This window comes from Alteromonas sp. G4i35, from assembly GCF_054960375.1.
In genome coordinates this window covers 26,851-42,230 of sequence record NZ_JBHNZD010000012.1, presented here as the reverse complement: position 1 = coordinate 42,230, position 15,380 = coordinate 26,851, and the positions used below count along the sequence as shown (strand labels likewise).

19 protein-coding genes are annotated in these 15,380 nt (G+C 43.5%); 7 read left to right on the top strand and 12 right to left on the bottom strand.

Annotated elements, in window-relative coordinates:
* Positions 1–24: 24 nt before the first annotated feature.
* The 8 genes from ACFI6L_RS09290 to ACFI6L_RS09255 form a co-directional block, all read right to left on the bottom strand.
* Positions 25–282, bottom strand: coding sequence for a hypothetical protein (locus ACFI6L_RS09290; RefSeq protein WP_014949827.1), 258 nt, complete (start codon positions 280–282; stop codon positions 25–27).
* 52 nt (positions 283–334) lie between these two features.
* Positions 335–892, bottom strand: coding sequence for a hypothetical protein (locus tag ACFI6L_RS09285; RefSeq protein ID WP_014949826.1), 558 nt, complete (start codon positions 890–892; stop codon positions 335–337).
* A 4-nt stretch (positions 893–896) separates the two neighbouring features.
* Entirely contained in the window at positions 897–1,226 is a 330-nt protein-coding gene (locus ACFI6L_RS09280; protein ID WP_014949825.1) for a hypothetical protein, read from the bottom strand.
* A gap of 230 nt (positions 1,227–1,456) precedes the next feature.
* Positions 1,457–3,541: a response regulator gene (locus tag ACFI6L_RS09275; RefSeq protein ID WP_014949824.1), complete on the bottom strand. Its 2,085-nt coding sequence runs from the start codon at positions 3,539–3,541 to the stop codon at positions 1,457–1,459.
* Positions 3,542–3,629: 88 nt separating this feature from the next.
* On the bottom strand, positions 3,630–4,082 hold the full coding sequence (locus ACFI6L_RS09270; RefSeq protein WP_014949823.1) for a response regulator: 453 nt from the start codon (positions 4,080–4,082) through the stop codon (positions 3,630–3,632).
* Complete coding sequence (locus ACFI6L_RS09265; RefSeq protein ID WP_014949822.1) at positions 4,072–5,586, bottom strand: sensor histidine kinase; 1,515 nt, start codon at positions 5,584–5,586, stop codon at positions 4,072–4,074. Before ACFI6L_RS09265 ends, ACFI6L_RS09270 begins: the two co-directional genes overlap by 11 nt.
* A gap of 4 nt (positions 5,587–5,590) precedes the next feature.
* Positions 5,591–5,815, bottom strand: coding sequence for a hypothetical protein (locus ACFI6L_RS09260; protein WP_014976804.1), 225 nt, complete (start codon positions 5,813–5,815; stop codon positions 5,591–5,593).
* A gap of 16 nt (positions 5,816–5,831) precedes the next feature.
* Complete coding sequence (locus tag ACFI6L_RS09255) at positions 5,832–7,163, bottom strand: sigma-54-dependent transcriptional regulator (protein WP_014949820.1); 1,332 nt, start codon at positions 7,161–7,163, stop codon at positions 5,832–5,834.
* A gap of 546 nt (positions 7,164–7,709) precedes the next feature.
* On the opposite strand from ACFI6L_RS09255, the gene ACFI6L_RS09250 reads away from it, so the two are divergent.
* Positions 7,710–8,315: an exopolysaccharide biosynthesis protein gene (locus tag ACFI6L_RS09250; RefSeq protein WP_014976802.1), complete on the top strand. Its 606-nt coding sequence runs from the start codon at positions 7,710–7,712 to the stop codon at positions 8,313–8,315.
* Between the two features lie 8 nt (positions 8,316–8,323).
* On the opposite strand, the gene ACFI6L_RS09245 is transcribed toward ACFI6L_RS09250, so the two are convergent.
* Both ACFI6L_RS09245 and ACFI6L_RS09240 read right to left on the bottom strand, forming a co-directional pair.
* A complete protein-coding gene (locus ACFI6L_RS09245) occupies positions 8,324–9,247 on the bottom strand; it encodes a LysR family transcriptional regulator (protein WP_014976801.1) in 924 nt (307 codons plus the stop codon).
* A 56-nt stretch (positions 9,248–9,303) separates the two neighbouring features.
* On the bottom strand, positions 9,304–9,654 hold the full coding sequence (locus ACFI6L_RS09240; protein ID WP_014949817.1) for a rhodanese-like domain-containing protein: 351 nt from the start codon (positions 9,652–9,654) through the stop codon (positions 9,304–9,306).
* A 184-nt stretch (positions 9,655–9,838) separates the two neighbouring features.
* Here ACFI6L_RS09240 and ACFI6L_RS09235 point away from each other — a divergent pair, with 184 nt between their 5' ends.
* Entirely contained in the window at positions 9,839–10,150 is a 312-nt protein-coding gene (locus tag ACFI6L_RS09235; protein ID WP_014949816.1) for an ArsR/SmtB family transcription factor, read from the top strand.
* Between the two features lie 96 nt (positions 10,151–10,246).
* On the opposite strand, the gene ACFI6L_RS09230 is transcribed toward ACFI6L_RS09235, so the two are convergent.
* Together ACFI6L_RS09230 and ACFI6L_RS09225 are read right to left on the bottom strand one after the other, a co-directional pair.
* The gene (locus ACFI6L_RS09230) at positions 10,247–10,996 is read right to left on the bottom strand and encodes a PRC-barrel domain-containing protein (protein ID WP_014949815.1); all 750 of its coding nucleotides are present in this window, start codon (positions 10,994–10,996) and stop codon (positions 10,247–10,249) included.
* Positions 10,997–11,188: 192 nt separating this feature from the next.
* On the bottom strand, positions 11,189–11,545 hold the full coding sequence (locus ACFI6L_RS09225) for a MaoP family protein (RefSeq protein WP_014949814.1): 357 nt from the start codon (positions 11,543–11,545) through the stop codon (positions 11,189–11,191).
* A 399-nt stretch (positions 11,546–11,944) separates the two neighbouring features.
* Between ACFI6L_RS09225 and ACFI6L_RS09220 the strand changes: the two genes are divergently transcribed.
* The 5 genes from ACFI6L_RS09220 to ACFI6L_RS09200 all read left to right on the top strand — a co-directional run bounded on the left by ACFI6L_RS09220 (position 11,945) and on the right by ACFI6L_RS09200 (position 15,307).
* Positions 11,945–12,112 carry a hypothetical protein gene (locus tag ACFI6L_RS09220; protein WP_014949813.1) on the top strand — a complete coding sequence of 56 codons (168 nt, stop codon included), beginning with the start codon at positions 11,945–11,947 and terminating at the stop codon, positions 12,110–12,112.
* A gap of 126 nt (positions 12,113–12,238) precedes the next feature.
* Complete coding sequence (locus tag ACFI6L_RS09215; protein ID WP_014949812.1) at positions 12,239–13,069, top strand: LysR family transcriptional regulator; 831 nt, start codon at positions 12,239–12,241, stop codon at positions 13,067–13,069.
* Between the two features lie 72 nt (positions 13,070–13,141).
* Positions 13,142–13,492 carry a DUF2750 domain-containing protein gene (locus tag ACFI6L_RS09210; RefSeq protein ID WP_014949811.1) on the top strand — a complete coding sequence of 117 codons (351 nt, stop codon included), beginning with the start codon at positions 13,142–13,144 and terminating at the stop codon, positions 13,490–13,492.
* Positions 13,493–13,616: 124 nt separating this feature from the next.
* On the top strand, positions 13,617–13,850 hold the full coding sequence (locus ACFI6L_RS09205; RefSeq protein WP_014949810.1) for a DUF2789 domain-containing protein: 234 nt from the start codon (positions 13,617–13,619) through the stop codon (positions 13,848–13,850).
* A 68-nt stretch (positions 13,851–13,918) separates the two neighbouring features.
* The gene (locus tag ACFI6L_RS09200; RefSeq protein ID WP_462573850.1) at positions 13,919–15,307 is read left to right on the top strand and encodes a ribonuclease J; all 1,389 of its coding nucleotides are present in this window, start codon (positions 13,919–13,921) and stop codon (positions 15,305–15,307) included.
* Positions 15,308–15,380: the final 73 nt, after the last annotated feature.

Here is a 15,380-nt window from a genome sequence, read left to right as displayed (position 1 = left end):
CTCACATATTCCTTAATACTGTGATCATTGAAATAACGACAATAGCGCAGTCCTACTTATTGCCATTAGGGCTTGATTGCGTTTTGCTTTGGGTTTTGCATCTACCGCACCCTTGTATGCGCCAAGGGTTGCGATGCCAAGCAACGTTTCAGGCTTTCCCATCATCAGTTTACATTGCCTCTTTGCTTGTGTAAGTGCAACATCTGCATGATGTTTTTGCGAAAAATAAGCATGCTCTTTCTGTGCTATATCTTTCATATTCGATTTTAAAAAAATGTTCATCGCTTTTCCTCACTATTGGCGGTGGCTTTTTACGCAATGGTAAGCATTTTCACTATCCGAAAACCCGTCGCCACGTTTGTATGAGTCTGCTAAAGCTCAGGTAATTGAATGCATTTTGTGCAAGCTTAAATAAACAAAAGGCCGCAATGCTGTTGAACACCAACAACAGGAGTGGAACTACCACATAGCTAACGCCCACACTATGAAGTATAGCGCCAATGGCGATGTTTAAAATGAGCCAACATACAGTGCCCACTGCAAATGCCGCTAGACATGCAAAGACTGTAACAAAGAAACTCTTTTTAATGAGCATCAATTCACTGTTAGTGAGCTCTAGAAATGCCAAACCCTGCGCTTTTCGCTGGGTCAATGCTTCGGAGAATGCCGAGAAGATATCCGAAAACGATGGGTCGGGGTAATTCTGTTGCGTTGACTTGTTCTGTTGTGTTGACTTGTATTGTGCAGAGTGTTCAGAGGTTGCTGATGCAGCGTTAGCATTGTCACCGTTGCTCGTAACATTAGGATTCGCCTGCGCCGCGGGCGGCGTCAGGCGAAAAGGATTTTCTGTGCACAAATTGAAATTTGCTCTTCGAAAATCTGGTACAGTCATCGTATTACTTCTTACGTAAAAGTGACGTCACTAACATTCCTGCTGCGAAAGCGATACCCGCTGTCGCTACTGGGTTCTCAATGGCATATCTACGTACTTTCGACGCCTGCCATTTTTGCTGTGCCAGACGCTTTCTCGCTGACATGTTCTCTGCAGACGATGTCGCAGTGCGACGAATGTTTTCCTCTGCAATGCCTGCACTGTCTGCTAACTTGTCTACTGACGCATGAAGAGAATCTTTCAGTTGATCCGTTACTGGGTGACTCGGCTCAGCCACGCCGTTTGTACCGTTACGTTTAACTGTTTGCGATTTAGCTGAAGCTTGTGTAGCCATAATACTCTCCTTAATATTTTGGGTTCACATAGATAGCTGCAACTGGTATACCAAACTATTATCTTACTGTTTTATATAGCTTAATTTTATTTTTCTATTGTTGCGTGAGGTACTTATGTGCAAGTCTCACACACTGTTGTGTCTTACGTCTGTAATATTTTCTTGGTCTTGATGATGCGCTGCTCAACCTCCGACATTCGGTACAGGTTGGCAGCGATAAAATTAACTTTTCAGCCCACTACCGAGGCTAAATCGTCTTTGGTGACAGGTTTGAGCAATGCACTGTTGATCCCTATGGTTGTCATCGCTTCGGAGTCCGCTTCGTGACCGCTTACAATAGTAAGAATGGCATCTGGTAGCTTTTGCTTGAGCTCACTCGCTAAGTCGTAACCGTTATAATCGGGAAGGGTAAGGTCCATAAGAATGTGATCGAAACTTTGATTTTCTGCAGCCTGTAATGCTTCAGCACCGCTGTACTGAGTAGTGACCGTATGACCTAAGTGGGAAAGAAACAATTGCAGTAACTCCGCCGCATCCTCATCGTCTTCAATCACAAGTATGTGCTTATTGGCAGGCTGATCTGAATTACCATTTGAATCAGTAGACTGGATTTTCTGCTCTGCTTGCCCAGGGTTTGCAAGCCCTCGATAAGCGGTCTCTTCCTCTGGAGCATACGGCTTGTTCATTGGCATGTCTGCAACTTGGGCTTCCACGTTGGTAAATGTTACGTGATTACCTGGCGGAAGGTATTGCGAAAGCAAGTTAGCCAGTGCAAACCGGTCAATGGGCTTTCCAATTACGTCGTTAAACCCTTCGCGAATTAACGATTCTCTTAAGCCTTTGCGGCTTGCTGCTGTCACGGCAATCACTGGGATATCCTGCCCATGTCGTCTAATCGCATGTAGGGCTTCTATGCCATTCATCACTGGCATATGAATATCCATTAAAACGAGATCGAAGGGCTGGTTGTGTTCATCCGCCTGCAAAACGGCTTCTAGTGCTTTTACGCCATTTTCAGCGTAGCTAATGTCAGCTTGAGATTGACTCACAAGGTGGCCAGTTAGGCGTCGAATTTCTCGCAAGTCATCAACAATTAATACGCGTCCAGTTACGTTTAAATTGATGCTACTAGACTCGACAGGTTGAATTTGGCCTAATTCAAGATCTACACGAGGCTGCTCGCAAACATCGCCAGGGTTTATATCAAATGTAAACGTGCTGCCTTCTCCCAAACGAGACTTAACATCAATGTCGCCGCCCAATTTAGTGACAAGCTCTTTACAAATGGCAAGTCCCAGTCCTGCTCCGCCATGATTGGCACGCATCACATCTTCTATTTGTTCGAAAGGCTGAAAAATATTGATGAGCTTATCAGGCGGCATGCCGATACCTGTATCATCTACAGAAAACCGCAGCAGTGTTTGACTCGAATCGTTTTCAGACGGCTCGTCGAGAGAGATGGTAAGCGTGATACTGCCCTTATCAGTAAATTTCACGGCATTCGAAATAAGGTTCAATAATACCTGACGCAGGCGGGTAGGATCTGTGTGTATAAACTCTGGTATTTTTGTTTTTGAAACAACGTTAAGGCTTAGTCCTTTGTCTTTGGCATTTAAACGCATTAATGAGTGAATATCCGTCAAAAACGCGCTTAAGTTCACTTCTTTAATGTTGAGTTCAAGTTTCTCTGCCATTATCCGCGACATGTCTAGCAAATCATTGAGTAGGCTTAACAGGTGCTTGCCATTAGAGTGAATAATAGATAACTCTTGTTGAAAAGGGCTGTTTCTCGCATCGTCTAAAAGCAGTTCGGTGTAGCCAAGAATAGAGGTGAGGGGGGTGCGCAGTTCATGCCCTAAATGCGCAAGGAACTTATCTTTGGCCTTGTTCTTTTGCTCTACTTTGTTTCGCTCAATTCGCTCGTTCTCGATGTCACGGCGAACCATGGCGTATCTAATCGTGCGCATAAACCGCGGTGATTCAATTTCAGATTTTTGTAAATAGTCTGCGGCACCTGCTCGCATGACCATTTCATCCACCGTAGCATCCGACTGTCCGGTAAGTATCACCACGGGTAAATTGAATTGGTTAGATTTTAAAACACCCAGTACATCAATCGCGTTCTCAGCACCCAGTAAGTAATCTAACAAACACAGGTCGAAACTTTGTGTCTTTAGTACCTCTACTGCGTCTAAGCTATTCGTCACCCACGTCAACTCAAACGTAGGTGACTCGCACTGTGCTAGATAGTCAGAGGTTAAGAAGTAATCATCTTCATCATCCTCTACCAATAAAATTTTTATTACCTCTGACATCTAGTACCTCGTTTACCGATGCGGTATTTTTGAAATTTTATTGAGTAACATGTTTGGGTTGTCAAAAATTCAACTAACCCTTATTTGTTTACTCGTGTGGTAATTCTACGAACTCTATCCAGTAACGTCCGAGCGCGCGCATTAGTTCAACCAATCCTTCAAAGTTCACTGGTTTTGTAATGTAAGATGCGCAACCTAGATCATAACCGCGAAGCATATCTTCCTCTTCTTTAGAGGTGGTGAGAATTACCACTGGGATACTGCGAAGCTTGGGGTCGTTTTTCAGTTCTTGCAGCGCCTCTCTACCGTCTTTTCTTGGCATATTTAAATCCAGTAAAATAAGACTAGGTCGCGGTGCCGATGCAGGATCTGTATATTTACCTTCATGTCGAAGAAACTCTAATAATTCAACGCCATCTTCAACACAAAACAGATTGTTTAGAACGCGGCTCTCTTTGAGCGCGTCAACCGTAAGTAGGCGGTCGTCTTCGTCATCGTCCGCCATAAGTATATTGATAGGCTGAGTTTGTTTACGCGTCATTGTGTGCTTCTCCATTATTGTTGCTAGAACCAAACGGTTCACTATTTTTGGGTATTATTATCGAGAACGTTGCCCCTTTTCCGGGAGAACTAACTGCGGTTATTTGACCGTTGTGCCGTTCTACAATACGACGACAAACGGCAAGCCCAATCCCCGTACCTTTGTATTCACTTCTACCGTGAAGGCGTTGGAAAGGGGCAAATATTTTTTCAGCAAACGATTGCTCGAACCCTATACCGTTGTCTGATACGGTGATTTTTGTCCAGTCATATTCTTCAGCAAGCAGAATGTCTTTCGTTTCTTCTTCCGTCGCGTCCCTTGCAGATATCGTTACTTCTGGCCTCACGCCCTCGCTCTGAAATTTCAGTGCGTTAGACACTAAGTTTAAAAACAGCTGCTCTAATTGCGATTTGTCACCGCGAATAGTCGGCATATCGCTAACATGTATTTGCGCAGACTTTTCATCGATAGCGATTTCCAAATCGCCCATGATGCTATCCACTACGGTGTCTAGATTAACGTCGTCAAACTCTTTACCTCGTGTGGAAACGCGAGAAAAGGCGAGAAGGTCTGAAATAAGCATGGACATCCGCTCTGCTGCATTGAGCATGCGCGCAAGATAATCTTTGCCTCGTTCGTCTATCACGTCGTTGTAGCCCGATTCTAAGCGGTTACCAAATGCCCGAATTTTTCTTAATGGTTCTTGAAGATCGTGTGACGCCACAAAGGCAAAATCTTCCAACTCTCTATTACTTCGTGCTAATTCGTCTGAATAAACACTTAACTCTTGCGTTCTATCTGCTATCCGAGATTCTAGATCTTCGTTAACAGACTCTAGATCAGCTTGGTATTTCTCATGCTCACGGGAATTTATTTTGAGCAATAAAAATACCGTAATAATCAGTAGCAGAGTCGTTGCAGAGGAAATGATCAGCGTATTAACGGAGTCCCTTCTTAGGCTCATTAAGTTGGCCAAATGCGTGCCTTGCATATCCCGTTCTGAACCGTCGATTTCTCTAAATAAGGTTTCAAACTGTTTGTAGAGTTTTATACCCTTATCACTATTCACTAAAATGACAGCTTGTTGCTCTTTCCCTTCTTTATACAGCTCAACTACTTCAATGACTTCATTGATTTTTGCTTTGGTTAAAGACAAAAGTTCTTCGATGCGAATGGACTGGTCGTTAATATCTGAAGAGAAGGAGCTTACTTCTACCTCATCCATTAATTCGCCGATTACGCTTAACGTTTCGGTGTAGTCGGTAAGATATTCTTCATCGCCAGTTAGCATATAGCCGCGCTGACCAGACTCCACGCGAAGTACAGCAACGTGAAGGCGGTTAACTGCATTGATAACCCGGTTCGTAGTGAACAGCCGCGCTTCCAGAGCAGAAAGGTCATTCAATGTACTAACTACGTAAAATGAATTAGCAGTTATTACAATAATGACCAGAACAACTAAAATTATCCAACTGTATAGTGAAGACAATACTTTAGTAATCATTTACTTAATCCGAAACATTGCCACTTAACTCTGATGTCATTTCAGCAAGAGTATGGCTGCAGTCTTTAGCACTGCTTATTATTTTATCCAACGCCACCAATGCCTTTTGAGGTGGAACGTCACCGTTTAATGCCATTTTTACTAGCTCAGCTTGCATTGATATTCTGTTTAATGGTTTGCGTGCATCATGCACATAAACACTTAGTCGAGAAAATTCTTCGCTAGTCATGCCGAATACCTCTTACTTAGTCGTCTTTACTTAAGTCACCATATGCATGAAGACGGTTGTAAAGCGTTTTCGTACTAATTCCCAGCATTTCTGCTGCGGTGGTCTTATTGCCATTCACTTTTTCCAACGTGGCATAAATTAGCTCTTTTTCCACGTCTTCAATGGTTCTACCGGCTTGAAGTGCCGGTGTCGTACTCTGTTTTTGAGCAAATGGTGACTCAATGGTTTTTGGTAATTCAATCTCACTCTTTTCAGGGTCGCTCATAATGGCAGCGCGATGCACAAAGTGTCTTAGTTCACGCACGTTACCGGGCCAGTCGTAGGCTTGTAACGTATCGAGTTGACTATCTTCCCACTTAAATTGCGAGCCATTATCTTTATTGAATTCAGCAATAAAGGTTTTTGCTAGTAATGGAATATCTTCCTTTCTTTCACGTAGCGGAGGAATGGTGATTGGGAACACCGCAAGTCTGAAGTAGATGTCTTCGCGCAGTACTTTGCTTTGCGCAATCTCTTCCATTGTTCGGTTCGTGGCAGATACAACGCGGCAGCTCACCGGGATGGTCTTCGTTCCGCCCACACGAATAACAACCTTGTTTTCTAAAACGCGGAGTAAGTTGGGCTGCATATCAATGGGCATTTCTGTGATTTCGTCCAAAAAGAGCGTGCCGCCCTCAGCTTGTTCGAAAACACCTTCTTTACGTCCTACAGCGCCGGTAAATGCTCCTTTTTCGTGACCGAAAAGTTCGCTACCTATTAGTTCTTTTGAGAATGCACCACAGTTGGTTGCAATATAGGGACCTTCACTTTCTGAAGCACGATGAATTGCGGCAGCCACCACTTCTTTACCTACACCGCTTTCACCAAGCAGCATTACGTTAGCGCTGGTTTTACTCACTCTAGAAATCAGCTTGTAGAGCTCTTTCATAATTGGTGATTCACCAATCAGCAAGTCAAAATGTTTCTCTATTTTTTCTTGTGCAGGTGCTTTTTCTTTTGGCTTTTGACTTAATACGGCCTCTATTTCCTCCCGTTGAATTGGCTTAACAAGGTAGTCGACCGTGGGGCCACACAGACCCTTTATCACGCTTTTCACAGAAGGGTGACCCGTTATCAAAGTAACGCGAGGGCGCTTAGGAAGTGCATCTAATTCATTGAACAAGTGCGCGCCGCTTCCATCGGGTAGCATGAAATCAAGCAGTACATGGTCAAAGGTTTCTTTCTCTAACCAGTCGCGGGCTTCTTTGAGTGTGGCAGCGGTAAGTACTTCGTGGCCAAGAAATTCGATGATAGTACAAGCTACTTCTGTGAACTCGGCGTCGTCATCAACTAAAAGTACGGTAAGCACGTGGATGTCCCTCTCTTCTTTCGTTTCCTATTCAGAAAAAATATGGAATAGAATCAATGTTATAGTTTTATCATACGCTATTAACAACTGAATGCTAAAGCGCATATTTAAAGTTTATTTGTACGCTGGTTTAAATTGATAAGGCGTAAGCGCATCGGAAAATATCTAAACGCTTCAAGCAACCCGGAAATCTTGAACATTTGCCTAGATGCCAGGGATAGTCGGTTGCGCTACGTTCTTCTAATTTATCAACTCTTTGCGATCAGCGGTACACATCGCACTAAAGTACAGAATGTCTATATCTGTCTTTGTTTTATTAGGTGATTTTATTCTACTTATCAGGGGCATTTGCAAAAAGTATTCCTGTCTTCAACACACCGTCACATGCAATCGATGGCATATTTTTCGCACGATTTGCCTGTCTAAGGTTACTTGCAATCTCACTATGGCAAATCGAGTAGGTGCAAGAAATGTATATTAATTAGGCGAGGAGCCCGTCTGATTAATGCGACGTTCGCTGGTAATGTGATATCAAAGGAATTGAAGATGTGGGGAAAAACAGCTGTAAGATCAATGACCTTGTACGAGTTGTTGGGGAAAATGCAGCCGCGAGCAAGACAAGATACGTTCGAGTTTGCTGAGTTTTGGGATGTGATGGAGAAAAGAGGCTTTGGACCAATGTTGGCGCTGCCATCTTTTATCGCTTGCACACCGATTGGGGCCATCCCTGGGATCCCATCTTTAGCGGGTGGGACAATTTTACTCATCGCGTTGCAAATTTTACTCGGTCGTAGGCATCCTTGGTTACCGCAAAAAGTGATGCAACTAAACTGTGACGCCGATCAGCTTCGCTACATTGTCGAAAAGGTTAAACCGTATGCAGTACGCGTAGACCGCTTTTTAGTTCCTCGGTGTTTTTTCATGCGCCAGCCTGTGTTCAGATCACTCATCGCATTATGTTGTGCAGGTTGCGGACTTGTAATGATTCCTCTGGAGCTTATTCCCTTTATGGGCCTTATTCCCGCTTTTGCTGTTTTTATTATGGCAATAGGCATGGCCACAGACGATGGTGCTGTGGCGTTAGTTGGTGTTTCATTATCGCTATTTGGCTTTATACTTGGATTTGAACGCCTTGCAGTCGCTCTAAGCTGATGGACAAACTACTCAGTACACGAATCGAGCATAAAATCTGACGATGGAAGGTTCATTGTTTGATATCGTAGCTCACCAATAAAAGCACGGGCAGCTGGCCCCAACGTATCGCCGTCTTCAAAAGACAGATAAAGGAGCGCCTTACGCAATGCTGCATTATTATCCAGGGGAAGGGGAACGAGTGTACCGTCTTCAAGCTCATCTTTAATTATTGCTATAGGCAGCCACGCAAAACCCAACCCCTGAGCAATAATATCTAATGACGTTCTAACGTGGCTTACGGTCCAGCGTTGCTCTGCACCTAACCAGCCCACATCAGCTTTACGTTCCGCGGATGAATCCCTTACCACAATTTGACGATGCGCTTTTAAGTCTTCCAGTGTGAGCGTTCTATCTAATTGGTGTAGTGGATGGTCGGCGTGAGCGACAGCTGCAAACTCAATTTCGCACAAGTCTTCGCTAAAACCATTTGGAAATACGAAAGGAGAGATGCCTAAATCAACTTTACCATTGCTCAAAAGTGAATTTGCGCCACTGAGCACAGTTTCTTCTATCTCGATACGAAGCAGCGGAAACTCAGCAGAAACTTTCGCTAGCACGTTATAAAGCAATTCAGACGGAAAAATAATATCCACCGCTATGCGTAAAGTTGTTTCTGTGCCAGATTGAAGGCTATTGGCAACGGCCTCGAGCTTGTGTGCTTCGCTCAGCAAAAAAGAGGCACGGCGATACATAAGTTCGCCTTGCGGCGAAAGCTGGACTTTACGTCCAATATTCTCAAACAACGACACACCAATGGCGTTTTCAAGCTTTTGAACCGCGTGGTGAACGCTCGATTGACTTTTGTGAACTTCAGCAGCAGCTTGATTAAAGCCGCCTGCATCGACGACGGCTTTGAACATTCGCCATTGTTCTAACGTAGATTTCAGCATACAGCGCCTTAAAACTCTTAATTAACGATACTTATAGCATACACGTGGTTAAGAAGTCATTTTCGGTTTGCTTGGTTTATCGTGGGTACAGGGCATGTCACAACCGAAACGTTCTCATAGCCCATTTTTATAAGTTGCTCTGCTGCTAGTTTTGCTCGAATGCCCGACGCACAGTGAATATAAAGTGGCGCTGAAGCATCTTTAAACTGTTCCAGTGCCTTCATTTCGAGCACGCCGCGTGGTATGTGAAGCGCAGAAGGTACGGGCTGATTGGCAACTTCGGCACTCTCCCGTACATCAATCAGTATACCGCTATTGTTTCGGCACTCACTGGCCGCTTGCTCCGCAGATACAGTGCGTAAGTTATCGTCTATGTTTTCTATTCGAGTCTTCATATCTATAAGCATACTTTTCCTTTTTGCCTAAACTTGGTTAAAATAAGTAAAATCTAATATATTGATGTCAGCGTAATAAAACAATGTAAAATACAGGGATTCGTCGCATAAATTGGCAGGTCGGCAAAATGTCTTATACTTTAGTATAGTAAATGGCTAAATTGGTGCCGAAATACTTTACAGATAGAGAGTGCTTATGTCCGAGGATATGGTAATAGGTTCAGATGATATAATGGAACACGCTGCGGAAGCCGAGATCTTCCTAAAGCAATTCGCGAATAAAACACGCCTTATGGTACTTTGTTCGTTGCTGAAAGAGGAAAAATCGGTAACCGAACTTCTCGAAGTTGTTAGCGTCTCGCAGCCAGTGATTTCTCAGCATCTTGCTTTATTGCGAGAATCAAAAATGGTGGCCACAAGAAGGGAAGGTCAAACTATTTACTACCGCTTAGCAGACGAGCGCGTCAAGCGTTTGATTGCTTTGATGTACGAATTTTTCTGCGAGTAATCTTCTTTTTGTATCCTAAGCTACAATGTCCGCCTTCAACAACGGACATTGTAAAGTTCCTAACTAAAAATCGCCAACAGTGACATTCTTCGGTTATTAATTTCCGTTTTTATTCAGTTGCTCGCAAAGCATAGGCACATAGCCTTCTTCAGATATTTTTTCACTTTCCACTTCAGGTCTATCAACCAATTCGTCGTGACTTAAATTGACTACTACGCTGTGCGCCGCCCAGTCGATACTTTCGATATCGCTAGGTAGAAGTGCGAGATGTTTGCCACCCGGAAGCCAGTTGTTGGTATCTACCACTAGCATGATTATCTTCCAGCTCTCGGTGTCAATGACGAAGTTACTGATGTGGCCCACGTTATCAGTGGTTGTAGCAACTTCATACCCACCAACTTCGCCCACTGCTCTTAGGTGGTTGGTGCTCTTTTTCGGGTTTTCAGTTTCAGACTCTTCAGCGCGCTGTAATTCGACCAGTTCATTTGGATGTGCGAACTCCCCCCAAGCTCCTGGTCCAATCCAATAGTATCCGTAACCAAAATATTTGAAGAGATTTTCTTCGTATTCACGTGACACAGGCTTATGTTCGTCAATAGAGGGGCTGTTTTTTAATGTATCAACTGTCATATTGATATGAACAGACTCACTATCTTCATCTAACTGTTTGACAGATATAGGTGATATCACCACTTTACGGCTAAGCGGTAGCCAAGTATTGGTATCTGCGACCAAGTAGCGAACAGTGAAGGTTTCGTCATCGAAAAGGATATCGCGGATGCCGCCCACTTTGTCATCAAGGGCATGTATAGAAAAGTGAGTAAGCTGTTTTGAACTAATGATCATCGTTGCGCCTCCTTTGCATTGGCTCGTTTTTCAGAATGAAATGCATGATTCACTGCACATCACTCTGTATTACTACTAAGTGTAGACAGTCCTTAATGTTTCTTCATTTTGTTCTTGTCTGAAGTTGATTGAGATCATTTGTTCAATAACAAAAAAGCTCGCCGGAGCGAGCTTTTTAGTAATGCTGTAGCATTATGCTACATCGAATTCTTCATCAGAGTAGTCTTCATCATAGTCTGATTGGTTACTCGCACTGCTGTGAAGGGTGTAGAAGTGCTTTTTGCCCCTTGCTAATCTGACGTATTTCGCCCAGGCTTTTTCTAGGTTATTGCTAGCTTCAACTTTACCTGTAACGAATTCGACGAAATGTCTCTCATCATCACTTTCAGGCGACAACTCGCCACTTTCAAGTCCTAGCAGTGTTTTGCCGTAGTGGGTTAGAAGATCGGCTTCAGTAATACTGAAGTCACCTGATTTACGAAAACCGTATGGAAACTTCTGACGGTCAATATAAGGTTTTGCAGATTGTCGAATAGCTAAACTTTTCATGTTGTACCCAACGTAATGTTTTGTTCAGCGCACTTTTAAGATAATTAAAAACGAAGATAAAACAAAAGATTTTTCTCTTATCAATAAAAAATTTTTAACGGTATAAAATCTAACACTAAATTTTAGATTACGTTTGAAAAGTATACAGAAAGTGCGAGGGGATAACCTCAAGCGTGATATGTCTAAGCTTTTGAAATTAAGGTGAAATGTAAGTTTTTATTTATTGGCCCTGCAATGGGTGTCGCTATTACACGAGCGTAAATGAGTCGGACGTTAAAAGTCTATGAAAATCACTGATGGGAATAATCAAAAATTCTTGTCGCTACGATGATTAAAATTCGTTTTCTATTTTGTCGCTTAAGATAATAATTGAGGTGTGTTAACAACCCAGAGAAGTCAATGAGTAAAGACTATCGTTACCAGCGTGATGAATGGGACTCGGTAGAAGAGGAAGATTTTCACGCTAAAAAGCCAAATTCCAAACGTCAAAGTACTGTAAAGGAAAAGCAGAAGCGTGACCTGCAACGCCGTGACAAACAGCGTCGCCTGCACCAAGAAGAGTATTAATTCAGCGAGTTGGTGAAATTTTAATAAAGCGTACCGTTTATAGCGGTGCGCTTCTGTGCTTTTGTGTTTACTTGCCGTATTATCTGTGTCAATTTAGACCCACTTTGATTCGGTTGTACAATAAGCATGGATATACGCTTTCTCACCACCTTTATAGAGGTGGCAAAAACTCGTCACTTTGGTAAAGCGGCTGAAAACCTTTACCTTACTCAATCTGCAGTCAGTGCGCGCATAAAGCTACTTGAAGAGTATTTTCATACCACGCTTTTTATTAGGCAACGCAACAGTATACAGCTCACTCAATCTGGTGAGAAACTTCTGCCTTACGCTAGGCAATTATGCGCAACGCTAAACGAAGCAAAACAAGAGCTCCAAATTCAATCCTCTGAATATGTTGTTTGCGGCGCAACACAGCTGGCGAGCGAGCTGTTATTGCCTCAGATGCTCAGTCACCTACACAACTCGTTTCCCGATTGGTCAGTAAAGGCTGAAGTTCTTACGTTAGATACCCTTTCGCGACAATTGCACGAAAGGGTGACAGACTTATCATTCTCCACTGAACCGTTGAAATCTGAAGAAGTAAACAGTGATGTATTGCTAGAGCAGGATTTGGCGCTATATAGAATTGGACAAGCGTCTGAGACTATTGATGCAGCAGATTTTGTGGCTATTGATTGGGGAACTAAGGCAAGAGACTGGTTGCTTACTGCTTACCCTCAACTTCGCGATGCAAAGTTAAGAACCAATTCGTTGAATCTTGCGCTCAACAATTTACAGAGCGAAGGTGGTATTGCCGTATTACCGACCAACGTTGAGAGTCAGTTACCCGGTAGTGTGATAGTGACCAGAATTGAAACGTTAGAAAACGTATCGTTTAAGGTGTATGTGCACAGCATGAAGCAAGTCAGACGAGTGGGTCTAGCAGAGATAATAGAAAGCGTGTCTAAAGCGTGTTAACCGCTGCCAATAAATTTACCCACGGTGCCTAATTTAAAGGCATGTGAATCGCAGAATTAAAGAGAGAAACTTATGTCACAATTACATCCTTTATTGGAAAAAAACGCATTTCAACGACTAGAAGCAAGCCTTGCAACAATTAAAGCGGAAGAGAAACTCTTCATTCTTAAAGATGAGCACGGCTGCGTAATGCTAACTACTGATGAAGAAGATGGTGTTCCGGTTTGGCCTGATGCTGAGTTAGCACTGTTGTGGGCAACCGAAGACTGGGCACACTGTGAAGCGATGGAATTAAGCACCGAAGAGTTTTTGACTAAGTGGGTGCCGGGCATGACGCAAGATGAATTAATGGTCATTGTATGTCCTGTACCTGCTGAAGAAGGAGAGGTGATTACGCCAGAAGAGTTCGCTGACTACCTTTAAGATGTGATCTCAAGGGGAAGACAAAGGGTAATTATCCAGTAAGCAAATGGGGCATAAAAAAGTTAGTTGGGTACAACGTATCTGGCGTTTATTGTGCCCTTAATTGATAACCCAAGGAGGCGTTATGTTTACTGAGCAACCCACAATGAATAGTCTATTCAGCCAACTAGGTTTAGGAAGTTCAGACGAAGAAATTGCTGAATTTTTTGAAACACATCGAGGGCTGAATAAGAGCCAACATCTTCATGAAGCGCCTTATTGGAATGAAAGTCAGTCTGCATTTTTGAAAGATGCCATTGTTGAAGACGCTGCGTGGGCCGAAGTGATAGACCAACTTAATGCTGAATTGCACGAATGATGGCTCTGCGCTCATAGATTTAAACGTCAAACTAATATTCAATGCTCTGAGAAAAGGTAATAGCCGTTTTGTTGCACCCATCTGCTGATGATTTGTGGTTTCTTCCGTTAGGCGGAACGGGCGAAATTGGGATGAACCTCAATTTGTATGGTCACGATGGTCAATGGTTAATGGTTGACTGTGGGGTTTCTTTTGATGAGCCTCTCGTACCTGCCTACAAAGGCGTCAGCCAAGCGTCTAACCAGAATACCTTCAAAGCCACTACGCATCGCGTTGTGGCTCCGAACCCTTCATTTATTGCTAAACAAAAAGAAGCACTGGCTGGCATTGTCATTACCCACGCCCATGAAGATCATGTAGGCGCAATTCCTTACCTTTGGGAACGTTTCCAAAAGCCAATTTATACTACGTCTTTTACCGCCGAAGTGTTAAGGCGAAAGCTTGCAAGGAGCAAATTGGCTAATCGTATTGCCATTAATGAAGTCGATGCAGGCGATACCAAGCAAATTGGGCCTTTTAGCGTTAACTGGCTAGCCATTACTCATTCGCTTCCAGAACCCTTCGCACTAAAAATCAATACACCAGTAGGCACAGTATTGCATACAGCAGACTGGAAAATTGATGCCAACCCCATAACAGGTTTACCTTTTGACGTTAGCCTTTACAAGCGACTAGGCAGTGAGAATATTCTTGCCATGGTTGGCGACTCTACCAATGCAACAAAACCGGGCTTTTCAATTTCAGAGAGAAATTGTTACGACGGCCTATTAAGCACTATCGCGCCGTTAAAGGGGAGAGCGGTGGTAGGATGCTTTGGTAGCAATATAGCACGGCTAATTTCGCTGGCTAAAGTCGCGAAGAAAACTAAGCGCTACATGGCGCTGTACGGTCGTTCGTTAATGAACATGTACGGCATTGCCAAGCAACAGGGCATTTGGCCAGACGATTTACCTGTGACCGATCCCCAACATTTAGGTTATCTTCCCCCCCATGAAGTTTTAGCCGTAGCGACAGGCAGCCAGGGCGAGAAAAATACCGCGCTGGCGCGTTTTGCAAAAGACACTCACCCTCACCTTAGTTTAGACAAAGGGGATACTGTGCTATTTTCTTCGATAGTTATTCCTGGAAATGAAGAAAGTGTAGGCCGACTAAGTAAAGCGCTGCAGGAAAAGGGAGTAACGGTTATTCACAGTGAAGATAGCACGCTGCCAATTCATGCCAGCGGTCACCCCTGTGAAGAAGAATTAAAGCTCATGTATCATTGGGTAAAACCTACCATAGCTATTCCGGTTCACGGCGAGCATCAACACCTTCAAGCACATGCAAATATTGCTAAAGCGTGCGGTATTAAAAAGACCTATGTAGGCCAGAACGGTGATTTGTACAGGCTAGCGCCACAGCCAAGCATTCGCAGACAGGTTGTTTCAGTTGGTCGCATTCCTGTACAGCAAGAGTAAAATAAAAATATCGAAATAGCCCTAAGTGTATTTAGTCGGACGCGCCTTTTGCTTTTGTTCATATTGTACGCTT